Below are 18763 nucleotides of genomic sequence, written 5' to 3'. Positions count from 1 at the left end.
GGTATGGGCCTTGCGGTCTGGATCGCGGCCCTCGGGCTGCAGGGCTGGGTCAGCCGGACTGTTCTGCCGCCGGTGTTGGCGGAAACCGCGCGAGAGGTACGGGACCGCAACGGTGCGCTGTTGCGGGCCTATCCGGTAGCGGATGGCATTTGGCGTCTGGATGTGGCGTCTGATCAGGTCGATCCGACCTATCTTGCCATGCTGCTACGCTATGAAGACAAGCGGTTCTACAGCCATAGCGGAGTGGATCTGCGGGCCATGCTCCGCGCTGGAATGCAGGCGGTCTGGCGCGGCGAGGTTGTATCTGGCGGCTCTACTTTGACCATGCAGGTGGCGCGTCTGCTTGAGAATGGCGGGACGGGGCGATGGGCCGGGAAGCTGCGCCAGATCCGTGTTGCGTTGGCTTTGGAACAGCGGTTGAGCAAGGCGCAGATCTTGCAGCTCTATCTGCTTCACGCCCCCTTTGGCGGCAATATCGAGGGCGTGCGCGCAGCGAGCTATGCGTGGTTTGGCAAGGCCCCCCGGAGGCTGACTCCGTCGCAGGCGGCGCTGCTTGTCGCCTTGCCGCAGTCTCCTGAAACGCGTCGGCCTGATCGGGCGCCGGGTGTTGCGCTGGCCGCGCGCAACCGGGTGATCAACCGCATGGCCGCTGCAGAGGTGATTACGGCGGAGCAGGCAAAAACCGCCTTGTTAGAGCCGATTCCAGATGAAATTTACCCCTTCCCGCTGGAGGCGCCGCATCTCGCTGATCTGGCGCTGGCAGAGCGACCAGATCAGCGCCAACTTGATCTTACCATTGATGGGGGCATGCAACGGCGGCTGGCAGGTTTGTTGCGGGAAACGGTGGAGCGTCACGGGGCAAACCTGTCTGCGGCGCTTGTTCTGGCCGATCATCAAAGCGGTGAGATCCTCGCCTCTGTCGGCTCGCCCGGTTACCACAACGGGGGAAGGCGTGGCTATGTCGACATGACCCGCGCGGCGCGCTCGCCCGGCTCGACCCTGAAGCCTTTGGTCTACGGGTTGGCCTTTGATCAGGGCATGGCACATCCCGAGACCATGATCCACGACGGCCCGATTGATATCGATGGCTATGCACCGCAGAATTTTGACGGCCGCTTTCGTGGGGATCTGCGGGTGCGTCAGGCGCTTCAGCTGTCGCTGAATACCCCGGTTGTCAGCCTGCTGCAGGACCTGGGCCCCGCGCGGTTGATGACAGCAATGCGCAGGAGCGGCGCAAGACCTGTGCTGCCCGGTGGCCAGCCGGGGCTGGCGGTCGCGCTTGGCGGTGTTGGTGTCAGCTTGCGTGACCTCGTGCAGATCTATGCGCTGATCGCCGCTGGGGGGCAGGGTATTGTGTTGCATCACCAGCAGGACCAGCCGCCCGAGCGGAGTGCACGGATTTTGTCAGAGGTGGCAGCCTGGCAGCTGGGTGATATCCTGCGGGATCTGCCGCCACCCCCGGGCGCGCCGGCCAGAATGCTGGCCTATAAGACCGGGACATCATACGGGCATCGCGATACTTGGGCGATTGGCTGGGATGGGCGATACGTCATCGGCGTCTGGCTGGGGCGCGCTGACGGCACGCCCGTACCGGGTGCCTTTGGAGCAGAGCTGGCGGCGCCGTTGCTGTTTGAAGCCTTTGGCCGAATGGGCGTCAGCTTTACACCGTTGCCAGCCGCGCCGCCGCAGACATTGGTGGCGGCAACGGCTGAGCTTCCGCTTCCGCTTCGCCGGTTCAGCGCAGCGGGAGAGAGCAAGGGAGCCATCGGGCGGATTGAACCGCTTCAGGTGGTGTTTCCCCCGGATGGCGCAGAGTTGGTTTCGTCCGCTGACGCCTTGACCCTAAAGCTGCGGGGAGGTGAGGCGCCGTTTGTCATCATGGCCAATGACAGGCCTGTCCGAACGGGTGTGCGCCGCCGCGTTCTGGAGGTTCCTTCACCGGGGGAAGGGTATTCGACATTTGTCGTGGTGGATCGCAATGGGCAGTCAGACCGGGTGCGGGTCAGGATCATGCCGGTTCAACCTCTGGGCACGCGAGGCTAGATCACGCGCCAGACCGGTGTCCCTAGCGGCGTCCTTCTCGCAGCCATCCAGCGAGGATCATGGCCGAGGCAAGCAGCAGCACAAGCCAGGCCGGCAAAAGGGGCGTTTGGTTGACCGAAACGGTGCGGTAGGCATCGCGTGGCGTGAGGCCGATCCACCCCCGGCCCGCTGCGGTTCTGCCTTCCCTGACATTGCGTAGGATCGGTATACCATCCGAAATGTTGCGAATGCCACCGCGGGTCTGGCTGACGACCTCGGCCAGCACGTCGGCTGTTGCGATGGTCTGCTCGAACTCGCGTGGTGCGGCTGGGCCAAGGCCGATCACTGTGCTTTGCGCGCCTTCTTCCAACCGGTAGAGGCCTGGCTCTTTTCCTTCATAGCGACCTTCCCAACGGCCCGGCCCGATCTCGCGCAGCTTGACGATGGCGGTAGAGCCATCTGGCGCAGTCACTGTGACGTCGCCGACATCGTCCTGCAGGCTGCGGCGTTCGATGCGCATGCGCTGGCCCGTTGCGTCTGCGGTCAGGACGTTTTCTTCCAGCTCAGGTTCTTTCATCATCCAATGAGCCAGACGGCGCAGCAGCTCAAGCTGAGGGCCTCCGCCTTCGTAGCCGCGGCTCCAGAGCCAGGCGTGATCGGATGCAAGCAGCGCCACGCGCCCGTCCCCTACGCGGTTCAGCACCAGCAAGGGACGGTCGTCCAGTCCGCTCATCAGGACATCCCCTTCGGGGACATTCACATCCACTTGACGCAACCATCGTCCCCAGCTCTCGGCGTCGGTCATGTCGGCGGTGACGGGATGGCGTTGACCCAAATCCGTGACAGTCGGGCGATAGGGGCGTTCGATGACCCGTGCCGATGGGCTGGCGGGCAGAATGCTGGACAGGGGGGAGCGGTAAATGCTGTCTGCGCTGGCGAAATCCGGTCCAGCTGCGACCAGAACCGCTCCGCCGCGCTGGACGTAATCTGCAACATTGTCGAGATAGATTGCAGGCAGGATGCCGCGCCGTTTGTAGCGATCGAAGATGATCAGGTCGAAGTCATTGATCTTTTCCAGAAACAACTCGCGGGTGGGAAAGGCAATCAACGAAAGTTCGTCGACAGGCACCCCATCCTGCTTTTCCGGTGGCCGCAGAATGGTGAAATGTACCAGATCCACCGCGCTGTCCGATTTCAGAAGGTTGCGCCAGGTGCGTCCACCTGGATGGGGTTCGCCCGATACCAAGAGCACGCGCAACCGATCCCGGACACCGTTGATTTGCACCAGCGCTGCATTGTTGCGGTCAGTAAGCTCACCCTCGGCCATCGGGACCGAAAACTGGATCACATTTCGACCGCCATGCGGAAGAGTGAGAGGTAGATCGAAATCTACCCCAACCGGCAAGTTAAAGCGTTGCGGTTCTGCCCCGCCTATGGAAATCGCCAGTTCCGCAAGGCCCCCAGGCGATGGTGCCGCCCCCTGATCTTCGATCCGCAGGGTTAGCGTGACGGGCTCCCCGATGATGGCAAAGCTTGGGGCGTTGCGCACGATAAGGCGGCGGTCCCAGTCATCGGGCTGTCCACTGAGAAGAACATGAAACGGCGCCGGCAAAGCGGGGCTTTGGTCGATGTCATGGACCTGACCGTCGCTGATTGCGATCATTCCGGCTATGCGCCCGCGCGGCAAATTGGCAAGGGCTTCGGCCAGGTGGCCCATCAATGTGGTTCCGCTGTTGTCGGTTGCACCTTCGCGCGGTTCGACCCCGTCGACGGTGACCCAATGGATGTCCGTATTGGGGCGTGCTGCAAGGGCCGCTTCCAGCGTGGCGCGGGTCGCGGTGGTCTGTTCTGGGCGATTGGACAGCTGCTGGCTCGCTGTCTGATCTTCCAGCACGACAACAATATCCTTGAGGGGCGCACGGTCTTCGGTCTGGTAAACCGGTCCGCATAGCGCGGCCAGCAGGACAAACGCGGCAGCGCCACGCAGAGCCCAGCCCGAGAGCCGTTTCCAGAGTGCCAGCGCCACAGCAGCAAGTGACAGGGCAGATAGCACCCAGATCACAGTCCAGGGCAGCAAGGGATCAAAGAGGATCGTCTGTGTCATTGCGGCCCCCTATTGCCCCAACCGATCAAGCAGTGCAGGCACATGGACCTGATCGGATTTGTAGTTGCCGGTGAGAACATGCATCACAAGATTGACCCCGAAACGGTGCGCCAGTTCGCGCTGTCGTTCGCCTGCAAAACCCCGCCCGACGGGCAGCAGAGGGCGACCATTTGCATCTACGGCCCACGCCGCAGCCCAATCGTTGCCACCAATCACAACCGGGGTTACCCCGTCGTTGAGGTTGCGAAAGGGGATACCTTCGATCTGCTCTGCGTCCGCTGGTGCGGCTTCGACCCAGACGGCTCCACGGGTGTGACGACCGGGAAAGTCCTGGAGCAGGTAGAAGGCACGGGTCAGGACATGATCGTTTGGCACGGGCTCCAGTGGAGGAACGTCCAACCGCAAAGCCAGCTGTTGCAGCCTGCGGCCCGCAGGGCTGCTGGCACCGGATCGCGTGATGTCGGCGTCGCGGGTGTCAAACAGGATCATGCCGCCGGTGCGCAGATAGGCGTTCAGCTTGTCATAGGCGTTGCCCGAGGGCATGGGCTGGTCAGCGGTGACCGGCCAGTAAAGCAGGGGAAACAACGACAGCTCGTCCTGCTCCAGATCAACCGAGGCAGGGGGCGCGGGTTCGACCGAGGTGCGAAAGCGCAGTGTGTCCGACAGGCCCCTCAACCCATCCAGTGCAACGGCGTCGACCTGCCGGTCGCCAGTCAGAACATGCGCCAAAGTCAGCTCTGACGCGTGTAGGGGCGCGATGTCATCAGGCTGGGTATCAATCGGGACGGCGTTCCCCTGTGCCCATGCGCCGGATACCTGCACAACAGCAAGGGCCGCGCCCGTCGTAGCCACCAGAAGGAACGAGGACAGCCTGCGCGACACGCCTGATTTGAGCAGCAAACCAGAGAGCGCGAGTGCAGCCACCACGTCAATACACATCAACAGCAGCGCGAGGCTGATCAGAAGACCGCCAAGAGGGCGCTCAGGCGCAGTGGCGTAGCGGCTGATCGCGACGGAGGCCGGCCATTCCGCAGGTGTCAGCAGCTCGTCGGCGCGCAAGACGTTGCGGGCAATGCTGCGCTCTCCGCTTTGATAAAGGCCGGGGCGCAGGTCGGGGCCAACAGGTTTTTCCACCAGGTCTGGCCCTGACACCCCTGGCAGAGCAGCGGCATCCGCCAGCGTGCCAAACCCGTCGAGCACTTGCAGCGGGGCCCATGTGGTGCCTTCCAGATCGCCGGCAGCGGGCGGTTTGGCCCCTGACGAGATTGCCAGTCGCTCCATCATCTGCACGAACAGGCCGGACAGCGGCAGGCTGCTCCATTCGGCGTTGGCAGTGACATGGAAGAGAATGATCTGCCCATCACCGAGGGATTTCCGGGTGACCAGCGGCGTGCCATCCGACAGCTCAGCAATGACGCGGCTGGCCAGTTGCGGATCCGGTTGGGCAACAACCTGAGAGCTGACTGTGACATCCGCGGGGATGGTCAGACCAAAAAATGGCGAGGTTTCCGAAAAGGGAGCCAGGGTCTTTGGCTCTCCCCAACTCATTGCGCCACCGATGCTGCGCCCCCCAATCCGCAGGCGGACAGGCAATAGGGGTTCTTCCTCTGTGCGGGCTGTATCGCTTGCGGCAAGGCGTGGACCGGCAAAGCGCAGAAGCAGGCCGCCCTCTTCCACCCAACCGATCACGGCGCTTTCCTGATCCGGGGGCAGACGGGCTGTGTCGGCCAGAACGATGACATCCGGATTGGCGGGGATCAGATCGCTCAATGCGCCGTCCAAAAGGTCTGCTGTCGGCTCAAGCGCTTTGCGCAGATAGTGCAGCGGCGACAAAAGCGCGAGCCCTTCATTGCCGCTTTGTGAGGAGATGAGCGCCACTTCACGTCGACGCAGACTGTCATCTGACAGGGCAACCGCGCCCGCGCCTCTCTGGCCTTGAATTTCGAAGTGCCGGATGCGGGCGCGCAGCTCAGATGGCAGGGCCAGACGGGCGGTGGCGGTCGCGCCGTTATCTTGAAGCGTCGCGGTGTCGTCGAAATCGACAGTGACAGAGCCCAATGTGCGCATTGTCCCACCCGGATCCGGGCCACGGGCCAGAACAGTCACGACCTGATTGGGGACGGCCTGGCTGCTTGTCACAGAGATTTCCATCATACCATCGACATGGCCAACAGGGCGCAGGGCGGTTGTGGCCTGCGGGTGTTCATAGGCGATCAAAGTGCCACGTTGGGCAAGTTGCGAAATCAACGCTTCGCGTTCGGCATAGTCGAGCCCGTCGCTAAACCAGACGGTGTCAAAATCGGTTTCGATCGCATCGATCTGTGCCTGCGCAGTGGCAAGTTGTTCTGTTGTCGGCTGCCAAGGCAAAGGTGCCTCGCCCGCGAGTTTTCGTCGCCAGCTTGCGGCACTTTGGAAGACGGGGGCCTCGGGCGCTGTCAGCCGCATGAGAGCGACAGCGCGATCAGCACGTCCAGCCTCTGCCAAGAGGCGATCCATTTCATCGCGGGTTCGCTCCCAGTTGGGTGCGCCCGCCCAGCTACCATCAAGCACGACCAGCAGGGGGCCACGCCCAGACGGTTCTGTTGTCGGGTTCAGAACCGGGCCGGCCAGCCCGACAATGGCAGCCGCAACAGCAAGCATCCGCAACAACAACAGCCACCAGGGGGTGCGATCCGACAGGCTGTCGTCATCGCGCAACCCAAGGAGCAGGGTCACTGCAGGAAACAGCCGCTTGCGGGGGGCAGGTGGCACGGCCCGCAGCAACAGCCACAGCAACGGCAGCGCCAGCAGCGCCAGCAACAGCCAGGGCGATGCAAAACCGATGCCCGCAATCGTGGTCATGCGTTGTTCCTCTCCATCGCGTGATAGAGCCACATCAGAGCCGTCTGCGCGCTGTCTCCGGTGTGGTGCTGGCCAAGCCGCCAACCTGCCGTGCGGCAGAGATGATCAAGGGCGTCACGCCGTTCCGCCAGCCGGTCGAGATAGCGTTGCCGCAACGCGCCTGCTTTCAGTGTTTCATGGCTGAGCCCGCCAGCGACGCTGTGAAAGATCGTGCGCCCGTGAAACGGGAACTCCTCTTCTGCCGGGTCCAGCACCTGCAAGAGTACCCCCTGCACACCGCGATCGGCGGCTTTGGCGAGCGCGTGCTGTATGGGGTCAAATGGACCGAGAAAATCAGAGATGAACAGGACGCGCGCATGGGGCATCATGGCGCGATCTTCGGGTGGGGTGTAATCGGTGGCCTGATCCTGGCTCAGGTGTTCGGCCAGGCGCATCACCTGTGCGTTGCCCCGCCTGGGTGGCAGCATCCCACCGGTCAGCCCGACCCGTTCGCCACCGCGCAGCATGAGGATGGAGGTTGCAAGCCCAAGCAGGCGGGCCCTGTCAATCTTGCGTGGCAGCGCCTTGTCCGACGCGTAACGCATGGAAGCCCCCTGATCGACCCAGAGGTGGACCGTCTGGGCGATTTGCCATTCCCGTTCGCGGACAAACTGCTGATCGCCCTTGGCGGACCTGCGATGATCGATCATGCGGCGGCTATCGCCCAGTTGGACGGGGCGATATTGCCAGAAATCATCCCCCATTCCCGCGCGCCTGCGCCCGTGTTCGCCCAACAGAACAGATCCCGCCAGATGCTGCGCCTCTACCAGAAGGGGCGGCAGGTGGCTTGCTGCGACCTCGGATTGGTGGCGCAGTTCACCTGCCGTCAGCGGGCTGGCGCCTTGTGGATCCGTGACCCGAGAGGCGGGGGGGCTGCTCACGCGGCGGCTCCGCTACGGGACAGGGACTGCGCAGTCGTTGCAATCAGATCTGCCAGGCTCTCGCCACGGGCGCGGGCGGCAAAGTTGAGCGCCATCCGATGGCTCAGGACAGGCTGGGCCATATCCAGAACATCATCTGCATTCGGTGCAAGGCGCCCCTGCAGCAGCGCCCGGGCCCGAACCGCAAGCATCAACGCCTGTGCCGCCCGTGGACCTGGGCCCCAGGCCACTGTCTGGCGGACCTGCTCGGAGGCGTCTGGCTCTTGTGGACGGAAGGCGCGCACAAGATCGAGGATCATCTCTACAACCGCGTCGCCAACCGGCATCCGCCGCAAGAGGGTTTGTGCTGCGATCAGGTCTTCAGCCGTAAAGACCTGATGGGCAGCGCCTTCTTCCACGCCGGTTGTTGCCAGCAGGATATCACGTTCAGTCTGGCGTGTGGGATAGGGCACATCGATCTGGAACAGGAAACGATCCAGCTGCGCCTCTGGCAGCGGATAGGTGCCTTCCTGTTCGATCGGGTTTTGCGTTGCCAGCACATGGAACGGGGTGCCCAAGGGGCGATCTGCCCCGGCAACCGTAACCATGCGTTCCTGCATGGCCTGCAGCAGCGCCGACTGCGTGCGCGGGCTGGCGCGGTTGATTTCATCTGCCATCAGCAGCTGGCAAAACACCGGCCCGGGCATAAAGCGGAAGCCGCGACTGCCATCCGATGCTGTTTCCAGTACCTCAGAGCCAAGGATATCAGCAGGCATCAGATCCGGTGTGAACTGAACCCGGTTGCCGGACAGCCCCATGACTGTGGACAGCGTTTCAACGAGACGGGTTTTGCCCAGTCCCGGAAGGCCGATCAGCAGGCCATGCCCACCACAGAGCAAGGTGCTGAGCGTCAGATCAACCACCCGTTCCTGCCCGATAAAACGCCGGGTAATCGAGGCGCGGGCCTGGGTCAGTTTGTCTTCGAGGGCTTCAATTTCGGCCAGTAGATCGTCGGGTTCGGACATGACTTTCCCTTTACGGCGAATATATGATGGTAGTGTATCGCGTTGACGGAAAATGGCAAAAGCAATGAGCGGACAAAATCCCGTGACATCCGAGAAGACAGCCGAAGCATCGGCCCAGACAAATGGTGCAAATGGTGCATCTCCAACACCAAATGCCGAGGGGCTTGCCGCTGCTGCCAAAAAGGCGGGCAAGGGCGGCAAACCGCCGGTGCATCTGTGGAACCCACCATTTTGTGGCGATCTGGATATGCGTATCGCGCGGGACGGGACGTGGTTCTACCTCGGTACACCGATTGGGCGCTTTGAACTGGTCAAGCTGTTTTCATCCATCCTGAAGCTTGAGGACGGAAAGTATTTTCTGGTTACACCGGTGGAAAAGGTTGGCATCACTGTCGATGACGCCCCCTTTGTTGCTGTGGATTTTGAGCCAAGCGGCCAGGGTCGCGAGCAGGTTCTGCGGTTTGTCACCCATGTCGAGGACGAGGTTGATGCCGGACCAGATCATCCGATCCGCGTTATGCGGGATCCCCAATCCGGAGAGCCATCCCCCTACATCATGGTGCGGGACGGGTTGGAGGCGCTTATCGACCGCAAGAGCTTTTATCGGCTTGTCGATCTGGGCGAACACCATGACGGCTGGTTTGGCCTGTGGTCGGGCGGCAGCTTCTTTGCTGTGATCCCCTCCGAAGAGCTGCTGTCCGAGGAGGGCTGAATTGATCTGCGCCAATCGTGTGAACTGATTGTGTTTGTTCACAGAATCGGCGTAGGCTTGCCTGAGATGACTGGGTTGGGCGGGTTGTTGCCGCCTTGCCGCAATGTTTCATCAATTTATCAAAAATTCTTCCGAAAACTTGCTCAAAAACCTGCGGGATCTGGGGCAGATTGGGCCTACGCGCTGGGGGGCGCAGGACGACTGGTCCGGTGAAACCGGATGATGGAGCAACTGCATCCGAATCTCCTCATGTGACGTTTTTGCCGTTCTTGTGGACGGCACCAAAGGAGGTCTGACATGCCCAAGTTTGCAGCCAATATTTCGCTGCTGTTTGCTGAATTGCCCTATCTCGAACGCTTTGCCGCCGCTGCTGCAGCGGGGTTTGATGCGGTTGAGATCCTGTTTCCCTATGAACTTGCCGCGAAAGAGACCCAGCGTGCGCTTCTGGCGAATGGCCAGCAATTGTTGCTGATCAATGCGCCCCCTCCCAATTATACGGGTGGCATGCCCGGTTATGCGGCGTTGCCAATGGGCACGGATCGGTTCCAGCGCGATATCCGGCGCGTGCTGCGCTATGCAGATGTGCTGCGGCCGCGGATGATCCACATCATGTCCGGCTACGCCAAGGGCGAGGTCGCCAAACAGACCCTGATCGACAATCTGAAATGGGCTGCAGACTATGCGCCGGGGCAGCAGTTCACCATTGAACCGCTGAACAGCGGCGACCAGCCGGGGTATTTTCTGGATGACTACAATCTGGCCGTTGAAGTGTTGGAGGCGGTCGACCGGCAGAACGTTGGCCTGCAGTATGACGCCTATCACGCGCAGATGATCCACGGTGATGCGGCCAAGGTCTGGGATGCCTTTGGTGAGCGGGCGGTGCATGTGCAGATCGGTGCGGCGCCTGGACGCTGCGAACCCGGAACCGGGCCGGTGGATTTCGAGCAACTTTTTGCGGCCATTGACGAAAGCGGCTACACCGGCTGGGTGAGCGCGGAGTATACGCCGTCGACCAAACGCACTGAGGACAGTCTGGGCTGGATGCGCTGAGTGGTCACAGGGTGACAACACATTCGTGAATTGATATGTGACGCCGGTAGGCGCATAACAGGGGCGACCTCAGATGTTCCGGAGTGTGCCCGATGCTGCCTGCCCGCCTCGCCCCTGTATTGTTTGGCCTGATCCTGTCGGGGATCATGTCCTGCGTCGTTACCTGTGTTGCAACGCTCAAAGCCGTGGGGTTCAGCCCGGAAGCGCCGGGGCTGTGGATGGGCGCCTGGAGTTTTAGTTGGCCGGTGGCCTTTGTCGTCGTGCTGGTGGTGGCACCTGCGGTGCGGCGGTTTGTGGCGATGCTGGTGAAAGCCCCCGCCAACTGATCCAGACATTTCCAGCCAAATAAAAACGCCCCATCCGTTCGGCTGGGGCGTTTCGTTTGTTGTATCAGGGGAGGCCGATCAATGCGCCTCTGCCCAGTTTTTGCCCTGGCCTGCGTCGGCGACCAGTTTGACGTCCAGGTGCACGGCAGGATCAGCTGCGCTTTCCATTACCTTGCGGGCTGCTTCAATGGTGTCTTCGGCAGCGGATTCCGGAACCTCGAACAAGAGTTCATCGTGTACCTGCAAGAGCATGCGTGCAGGCAGATGGGCAATCGCCTCAGGCATCCGGATCATCGCGCGACGAATGACATCAGCGGCGGTTCCCTGAATCGGGGCGTTAATGGCCGCGCGCTTGGCAAAGCCCGCCCGGGGGCCCTTGGCTGCGATTTCCGGGGTGTGGATCTTGCGACCAAACAGGGTCTGCACATAGCCATGCTCTTTGGCAAAGGCGACAGTGTCATCCATGTAGCGCCGAATACCGGGGAAGCGCTCGAAATAGCGGTCGATGAAGCCTTGTGCCTCAGCGCGGGGGATCCGCAGATTGCGCGCCAGACCAAATCCTGAAATGCCGTAGATCACGCCAAAGTTGATTGCCTTGGCCTGTCGGCGGATGTCCGGCGTCATTTCAGACAGCGGCACGTTGAACATTTCGGAGGCCGTGAGTGCGTGGATGTCCTGACCTTCGGCAAAGGCCTGTTTCAGTGTGTCGATCCCAGCGACATGGGCCAGAATGCGCAGTTCGATCTGGCTGTAGTCCAGCGCGAGCAGAACATTGCCTTCTTCGGCAACGAAGGCCTCACGGATGCGGCGACCTTCTTCGGAACGGATCGGGATGTTCTGCAGGTTCGGGTCGGTTGAGGCTAGGCGCCCGGTATTTGCACCGGTCTGGACATAGGAGGTGTGCACCCGGCCGGTCTCCGGGTGAATGTGGTCCTGCAGGGCGTCGGTGTAGGTCGACTTCAGCTTGCTCAGCTGCCGCCAATCCAGAACGCGGGCTGGCAGATCGTGTTCGGTCGCCAGATCTTCAAGGATATCGGCCCCGGTCGCATAGGCGCCGGTCTTGCCCTTTTTGCCACCTTCCAGCCCCATCTTGTCAAAGAGGATTTCACCCAGCTGTTTGGGAGAGCCGACATTGAACGTCTCTCCTGCCAGTTCGTGAATCTCGGCTTCGAGGGCGGCCATCTTCTGGGCAAAGGCGTTCGACATGCGCGACAGCGTGTCCCGGTCGACCTTGACCCCCTCCATTTCCATCTTGGCCAGAACCGGCGAGAGAGGGCGTTCAAGGGTTTCGTACACGGTGGTGACGCGTTGCTGGTGCAGCTGCGGTTTGAAGAGCTTCCACAGACGCAATGTGATGTCGGCATCTTCAGCAGCATAGGCCACGGCATCCGCGATCGGGACACGGTCAAAGGTGATGGCGGATTTACCGGTGCCCAGCAGGCTCTTGATTGGGATCGGGCTGTGGCTCAGGTAGCGTTCAGAAAGCGTGTCCATGCCGTGACCATGCTGCCCTGCAAACAGAGCATAAGACAGCAGCATGGTGTCATCATAAGGCGCGACGGTGATGCCATCCTCGAACCCGGCGCCATGCTGCCGACGGAAGATCTTGGCGTCATACTTCATGTTCTGCCCGATCTTGAGGATTGCAGGATCCTCAAGCACCGGTTTCAGCATGGACAGAGCGGTCGCAAAATCCATCTGTCCTTCGGCCAGTGTGTCGGACCCAAACAGGTCATCGCTGCCTGCTTCTGCCTTGTGGGCGAGGGGGATATAGCAGGCCGCGCCGGGCTCAACTGCGAGAGAGATGCCGACCAGATCGGCCTTCATTTCGTCCAGTCCGGTGGTTTCGGTGTCCACCGCAACCCAACCGCGTTCGCGGATCTGGTTGATCCACACCTGCAGTGCCTCTGCATCGCGGACACATTCATAGGCGCTGGCATCAAACGGCAGGTCCGTAACCGACGGTGCATCAGCTGGGGCCGCACCTCCGGAAGGGGCGGCAGCGGGGGCGTCTGCGATGACCGGCGCCTCCTTGCCCAGCTGTTCTGCGACACGCTTTGACAGGGTGCGGAACTCCATTTCCGCGAGGAAGGACAGCAGCGTGTCTGGGTCTGGATCGCGCACACCCAGATCATCAAGGCTAAAGCCAAGTTCCATGTTGCTGTCGAGCTGTACCAGCTTTTTCGAGAGCTCAATCTGCTCGCGCTTTTCGATCAATGTCTGACGGCGCTTGGGTTGCTTGATCTCCTCGGCGCGGTCTAACAGCTCTTCCAGCGAACCGTATTCATTGATGAGCAGCGCTGCGGTCTTGATGCCGATACCGGGGGCGCCGGGGACGTTGTCAACAGAATCGCCAGCCAGCGCCTGCACGTCGACCACCCGGTCAGGGCCAACGCCAAATTTCTCGAACACGCCGTCACTGTCGATGCGTTTGTTTTTCATCGCATCCAGCATTTCGACGCCACCACCGACGAGCTGCATCAGATCCTTGTCAGAGGAAATGATAGTGACCCGCCCACCTGCGTCGCGGGCCTGGCAGGCAAGGGTGGCGATAATATCGTCCGCCTCAAAGCCTTCCTGCTCCTTGCAGGCAATGTTGAAGGCTTCGGTCGCAGTGCGGGTCAACGGGATTTGCGGGCGCAGATCCTCAGGCATGGCTTCGCGGTTGGCCTTGTATTGATCGTAGAGATCATTGCGGAAGGTGTGCGAGCCCTTGTCAAAGATCACGGCCACATGGGTCGGTGCATCCGGTCCTGTGTTTCCTTCGACGTAGCGGTGCAGCATGTTGCAGAACCCTGCAACCGCCCCGATAGGCAGCCCGTCGGATTTGCGGGTGAGGGGCGGCAGCGCATGGTAGGCGCGGAAGATGAAGGCCGATCCGTCGATCAGGTGCAGATGGCAGCCCTTGCCAAAAGGTGTCGTGGTCATTGCCGATGCTCCGGGTGTTGCGCGTTGGCCCCCGTTATCGGTGATCAGCGGGGAGAGGGCAATTGCCCTTTCGCCCGGTTGCGTCGGGGCGCTAGGCGATTTTTGCCTGTTCGCTGGCCTCTACAATCCGGCGCATTTCGTCGCGGGTCATTGGCTTGCCAAAATAAAACCCCTGCACCGATGCACATTTTTCGCTGCGCAAGAATTGCAGCTCGTCCTCGACCTCGACGCCCTCGGCCAGGACCGGGATATTGAGTGCAGCCCCAAGAAGCAGGGTAGAGCGCACGATGGCCGCCCGTTGATCGTTTTTGTGCACGTCCTGCACGAAACTGCGGTCGATTTTGATCTTGTCGAAGGGGAAGGTCTGCAGCATCGCGAGCGAGGAATAGCCGGTGCCAAAGTCGTCCATGGCGATCCTCAATCCCATGTTCTTGAGCTGCTGCATGACCTTCAGCGTGTGTACCTGATCGTCGATGATACTGGCCTCGGTGATTTCCAATTCCAGCCGTTCTGCCGCCAGGCCGGTTTCAAACAGGATATCCGATACATGTTCGACAAAGGACGGCTGCATGAGCTGCTGCGGCGCGACGTTGACAGCGACACTGTGATTGGTCGGCCAGTCAGCGGCTTCTGCGCAGGCGGTGCGCAGCACCCATAGGCCGATTTCACGGATCAGCCCTGTTTCCTCAGCAATCGGGATAAAGATATCGGGGCGGATGCGACCTTTGGTCGGGTGGTCCCAACGCAGCAGCACTTCAAAGCCTACAGGGGCAAGTGAGCTGAGATCGTTCTGTAACTGATAAACCAACTCGAACTGGTCCCCGGCGATACAGGCCTGGCGCAGATCATTGACCAGTTGCAGCCGCTCGCGACTGTGTTCCTCCATCGTGGCGTTGAACAGACAGACGTGGCGTTCTGCGTCCGCCTTGGCGCGATACATGGCGACGTCGGATTTATGGATGAGGCTCTCAATGTCGCGCCCCTCATTGATGCTGGTGGCAACCCCGATCGCCACGCCAACGATGGCTGAGGTGTTTTCAAAATCGACCGGCTCCACCACCAGAGCCTGCAGACGTTCAGCAAAGGCAATGGCCTGTTCGACCCGGCGAAAGCCCTGCTTGAAGGCGATAAACTCATCGCCGCCCGTGCGCGCGATATACTCACCTTCTTCCATTGCATCTGACAACCGATGCGCCACCGTGCGCAAGACCGCGTCACCCGCAGCGTGGCCGTACAGATCGTTGATTTCCTTGAACAGGTTGAGGTCGAGGGTCAGCACTGCAACCTTTTCGGTGCGGTTGTGTTTCAGCAGGCGCGTCAGGGCCTCGGCCTTGCGTGTCAGTGACATCCTGTTGGGCATGCCAGTCAGCGGATCGTGCAGTGCGGCGTGTTCCAGGCGGTCCTGGGCCTCGCTCTCCAGCTTGGTTTCGATGCTGAGTGCGGCAAAGCCGATCATCAGGATGATCGCCATGACCCCCAGGATCAAAAGACCCAGCGTGGTGTCCGAAATCACCTCGGCAGGGACCGAATAAAGCGGGCTGAGCTTGACCGAAATGGCGGCCATTCCGGTGAAATGCATGGTGCAGATGGCAAGTGTCATCAATCCGGCCGATGCGATCCATGCGTGCCGATTTGTCCGTGACGCGATATGCAGATAGGCTCCGGCCCCTATCGTTGCGCCAAGAACAATCGATGCGGCCAGATGGCCGAGCTTCCAGTCGACTACGCCGGGCAGCAGAAAGCCGACCATGCCAAGGTAATGCATCGAAGAGACACTGAGCCCGAACAGGCCACCCGCCGCGGCTATGCCGATCATGTTGTTTTTGGACAGTGCGAAGATGGTGTTGGCACCGCCCATCCCAAGAACCGCAAGGCAGAGTGACAGGCCAGTGATAACCGGATCATAGCCATGCTCATAACCGGGGTCATAGGCAAGCATCGCAATGAAATGCGTGGTCCAGACCGTGCCCCCAACAATCAGGCTGGTCAGGGCAATCTGTACCGCCATCCGCGACCTGCTGGTTTGTCGCAGTCGGCCCGCCATGAGGGCGGACAAAGATGAGCCGACGACGCAGACGAGGGCAGCAAGGGCAACCAGCCCAAGACTATGGTCCTGGGTCAGGCATTGGATAACGGTGTACATGAAAGCTCCGGAGGTAAAATCACCTCCATTGTAACGGTGTCAGCGTTAACAAGCCGCTAGGTCAGAGCAGATGGCATGGGTTTTGTTTGATCAAATTGATCAGATCACCCCAGAGAAATAAGGGGTCTTCCAGATACACCTTTTCAGCGCTTTGCCCGAAAACACAAAACGCTGCCCGTGGGACAGCGTTTTTATGAACTTGGTGTCTGCGTGGAATCAGCTCTGCGCTTCAGCCGCATCTTTGTGGATGTACTTGCAATCGCAGTAGGGGCATTCGACAAAACCCTCAGCTTCGGGGATTTGCAGGTAGACCCGTGGATGCCCCAACGCACCTTCGCTGCCGTCGCAGGCGACGCGGTAGCTGTCCACGATCTTGGTTTCCGGCGCTTCGATGGTCATCTCTGGCGGTCCTCTTGGTTATCAGTTAGGGGCTTTTATGAGCCAAGGTAAAACCGGGGGCAAGAGCCGCGATGACTGAGGACGCAATCCGTATCGAGGGTTTGCAGAAAACCTACAAGGCCCGGAAGGGCCAACCACCAAAAGAGGCACTTAAGGGCGTGGATCTGACGATTCCGCGTGGATCGGTGTTTGGCCTACTGGGCCCGAATGGTGCCGGCAAATCCACCATGATCAACATTCTGGCCGGTCTGGTGCTGAAAACCGCCGGAAAGGTGACGATCTGGGGATTCGATCAGGATGAAAACCCTCGCCAGTCACGCGCATCGATCGGTGTGATGCCGCAGGAGCTGAACCTTGATCCGTTCTTCAGCCCGCGGGGCGCATTGGAGGTTCAGGCGGGCCTGTATGGTGTGCCCAAATCGGAACGGCGCAGTGACGAGATCCTGAAGATGATCGGGTTGGAGGACAAGGCCTATGCCTATGCCCGCACCCTGTCTGGTGGGATGCAGCGCCGCCTGTTGCTGGGAAAGGCACTGGTGCATCATCCAAATATTCTGGTGTTGGATGAGCCGACTGCCGGGGTCGATATCGAACTGCGCCAGATGCTGTGGGAAAACATCCGCAAACTGAATGCTCAGGGGATGACCATCATTCTGACCACGCATTACCTCGAAGAGGCCGAGGAGATGTGTGATGAGATCGCAATCATCAATCAGGGCGAGTTGGTTGCCCGTGATACCACCTCCAATCTTCTTGGACGTCTGGATGCCAAGGCTATGGTGGTGCATCCGGCGGCACCTGTAACCGTCCTGCCCCAAGGCGCGGGGATCAGTTCGGAACTGCGCGGTGACGGGGCCGTGGTGCTGCGCTATCACGGCAATGCGACCAGCGCAGAACAGGTTCTTTCGGCGGTTCATGAGGCCGGAATTTCGATCCGTGACGTCAAGACAGAGGAAGCGGACCTTGAGGACGTGTTCCTTTCCCTGACCAAGTCGCGGTCTTGAAGCAGCCCCATCTGGTCAGGTTAGAGCCTGTTTTCCCGCTACTGTGTTTCCACGCAGTGGCGGCGGAATGCACGTTTCAGCATGTCGAGTTCTGCCCGCAGAAGCTCGACTTCAACCCTTAGGTCATCGCCCGAGATCTCACCGCAGATGAGGGTGAAATCGCCTAGCTTCTCACCTGTCGCGCTGTCAAAGATCACAAAGTTCTGCACCCCGTCAGCGACGGCTTCGTTGGGCACCGGGATCGAAAGAGCCCATTCGCCTGGCGTTTCGCTTTCGGTGAGGGTGACACCTTCAACCGGGCGATCCAGATAGCGAACATCGATCGCCGGGGGCTGACCCGAGCCGGTTTCACCACTGATACGGCCCTCCCACAGGGCGTTGTGAAAGCGGATCTTGCTCAGGGTCAGTTTGCTCATCGGGGTGGTTTTCCTGTGGGCTCGGGGCTCAGATGCCTGCGCGGCGACTGCGGGAAAGGGTCAGATCACGTACGGTGACCTGGTTCATGTCTGGCGATTCAAAAATCAGTTCAAACCACATGCGTTCCACCCTTTTTTCGTTCAACTCCGCATAGGCCAGATCGTATTCCACATGGGTGGAAACAACCTGCCCGGCTGGCTGAGGCGGTATTTCCCGCACCATCTGTTCTGTGTTCGGACCGTGTTTGATATTGAGCCGGGCGTATATCTCAATCGGAGTTTCCGTTTCAAAGCTACAGTCCACCCGCATCAGGTGGTCCCGGCTCAACCCCTCGGTCGCGTGTTGGGGCAGTTCAACCACCAATGACAGAAATGACCCCTCGAATCGAAAGACATCCATCCGGATCCCAAAAGGTGAGAGATCGCTGTCGCGCGTATTGCGAATTTGGCGCAGGGTGAGTTCGCTTAGCGGGCAATCATGAAAAAGCTGAATTTCATCGCCAAGTTTTGTCTTGCTCTCCACGCCTGCAATTCCATGAACCGGGAGCGGGCCACGCCACAGATCCGGTCGCCAGCCCCAGTCGGTGCCATGCGGCCGCGGGAAGGTGTTTGATCCAATCTGAGGCAAAGAGAGCCGGGTGTCAGCAACATGCAACAGGCGGTCGATATGAACCCGCAGTTGCCGCGCCTTGCTGCGTTGCTCGCGCAATGTGCTGAGCTTGGCTCGAGGGGCCTGATGCGCTGCCCGTCGCCACCGGCGCAGTACACGGTTGAACAGCAAATTCTGAACGATCCTGCCCATCAATGGCCTATCTTGTTGACCCGGTCTTCTGACGCGGGCGTGCGGTTGTTCTTGTCTTGCGTGCCTTTGCAGAAAGCCTAGCCAAAGCAGCG

Annotated in this window: 14 protein-coding genes; 5 read left to right on the top strand and 9 right to left on the bottom strand. The window is 60.6% G+C overall.

Annotated features, from left to right (window positions below; genetic code table 11):
* Nucleotides 1–3 precede the first annotated feature (3 nt).
* Nucleotides 4–2043, top strand: coding sequence for a penicillin-binding protein 1C (pbpC, locus tag KUV39_RS12525; RefSeq protein ID WP_222459936.1), 2040 nt, complete (start codon nucleotides 4–6; stop codon nucleotides 2041–2043).
* Nucleotides 2044–2065: 22 nt separating this feature from the next.
* On the opposite strand, the gene KUV39_RS12520 is transcribed toward pbpC, so the two are convergent.
* Genes KUV39_RS12520 through KUV39_RS12505 form a run of 4 tightly spaced genes read right to left on the bottom strand, consistent with a single transcriptional unit; the run spans nucleotide 2066 to nucleotide 8891 of the window.
* On the bottom strand, nucleotides 2066–4126 hold the full coding sequence (locus KUV39_RS12520) for a hypothetical protein (protein ID WP_222459903.1): 2061 nt from the start codon (nucleotides 4124–4126) through the stop codon (nucleotides 2066–2068).
* A gap of 9 nt (nucleotides 4127–4135) precedes the next feature.
* A complete protein-coding gene (locus tag KUV39_RS12515) occupies nucleotides 4136–6967 on the bottom strand; it encodes a DUF4159 domain-containing protein (protein ID WP_222459902.1) in 2832 nt (943 codons plus the stop codon).
* Nucleotides 6964–7887, bottom strand: coding sequence for a DUF58 domain-containing protein (locus KUV39_RS12510; protein ID WP_336512823.1), 924 nt, complete (start codon nucleotides 7885–7887; stop codon nucleotides 6964–6966). Before KUV39_RS12510 ends, KUV39_RS12515 begins: the two co-directional genes overlap by 4 nt.
* Nucleotides 7884–8891, bottom strand: coding sequence for an AAA family ATPase (locus KUV39_RS12505; protein ID WP_046211650.1), 1008 nt, complete (start codon nucleotides 8889–8891; stop codon nucleotides 7884–7886). Before KUV39_RS12505 ends, KUV39_RS12510 begins: the two co-directional genes overlap by 4 nt.
* 52 nt (nucleotides 8892–8943) lie before the next feature.
* Here KUV39_RS12505 and KUV39_RS12500 point away from each other — a divergent pair, with 52 nt between their 5' ends.
* The 3 genes from KUV39_RS12500 (at nucleotide 8944) to KUV39_RS12490 (ending at nucleotide 10979) form a co-directional block, all read left to right on the top strand.
* Entirely contained in the window at nucleotides 8944–9603 is a 660-nt protein-coding gene (locus tag KUV39_RS12500; protein ID WP_222459901.1) for a DUF1285 domain-containing protein, read from the top strand.
* A 297-nt stretch (nucleotides 9604–9900) separates the two neighbouring features.
* Complete coding sequence (locus KUV39_RS12495) at nucleotides 9901–10653, top strand: hydroxypyruvate isomerase family protein (protein WP_008560089.1); 753 nt, start codon at nucleotides 9901–9903, stop codon at nucleotides 10651–10653.
* A gap of 92 nt (nucleotides 10654–10745) precedes the next feature.
* Complete coding sequence (locus tag KUV39_RS12490) at nucleotides 10746–10979, top strand: DUF2798 domain-containing protein (protein WP_008561402.1); 234 nt, start codon at nucleotides 10746–10748, stop codon at nucleotides 10977–10979.
* Between the two features lie 78 nt (nucleotides 10980–11057).
* On the opposite strand, the gene polA is transcribed toward KUV39_RS12490, so the two are convergent.
* From polA to KUV39_RS12475, 3 genes are all read right to left on the bottom strand, one after another.
* Entirely contained in the window at nucleotides 11058–13907 is a 2850-nt protein-coding gene (gene polA / locus KUV39_RS12485; RefSeq protein WP_222459900.1) for a DNA polymerase I, read from the bottom strand.
* Nucleotides 13908–13998: 91 nt separating this feature from the next.
* Complete coding sequence (locus KUV39_RS12480; RefSeq protein ID WP_222459899.1) at nucleotides 13999–16050, bottom strand: putative bifunctional diguanylate cyclase/phosphodiesterase; 2052 nt, start codon at nucleotides 16048–16050, stop codon at nucleotides 13999–14001.
* A gap of 216 nt (nucleotides 16051–16266) precedes the next feature.
* The gene (locus KUV39_RS12475; RefSeq protein ID WP_008560719.1) at nucleotides 16267–16449 is read right to left on the bottom strand and encodes a zinc-finger domain-containing protein; all 183 of its coding nucleotides are present in this window, start codon (nucleotides 16447–16449) and stop codon (nucleotides 16267–16269) included.
* 71 nt (nucleotides 16450–16520) lie between these two features.
* Between KUV39_RS12475 and KUV39_RS12470 the strand changes: the two genes are divergently transcribed.
* Nucleotides 16521–17453 (top strand): ABC transporter ATP-binding protein, encoded by a 933-nt coding sequence (locus KUV39_RS12470; protein ID WP_222459898.1) that lies wholly within the window; start codon nucleotides 16521–16523, stop codon nucleotides 17451–17453.
* Nucleotides 17454–17491: 38 nt separating this feature from the next.
* Here KUV39_RS12470 and KUV39_RS12465 read toward each other — a convergent pair whose 3' ends face one another.
* On the bottom strand, nucleotides 17492–17869 hold the full coding sequence (locus KUV39_RS12465; protein ID WP_008561908.1) for a hypothetical protein: 378 nt from the start codon (nucleotides 17867–17869) through the stop codon (nucleotides 17492–17494).
* A 28-nt stretch (nucleotides 17870–17897) separates the two neighbouring features.
* The gene (locus tag KUV39_RS12460) at nucleotides 17898–18671 is read right to left on the bottom strand and encodes a DUF6478 family protein (RefSeq protein WP_046211646.1); all 774 of its coding nucleotides are present in this window, start codon (nucleotides 18669–18671) and stop codon (nucleotides 17898–17900) included.
* Between the last annotated feature and the right edge of the window lie 92 nt (nucleotides 18672–18763).

The organism is Phaeobacter italicus (genome assembly GCF_019801785.1).
Lineage (GTDB): Bacteria > Pseudomonadota > Alphaproteobacteria > Rhodobacterales > Rhodobacteraceae > Phaeobacter > Phaeobacter italicus.
Note: the sequence above shows the minus strand (reverse complement) of the source record. Positions and strands in the feature narration are given on the sequence as shown.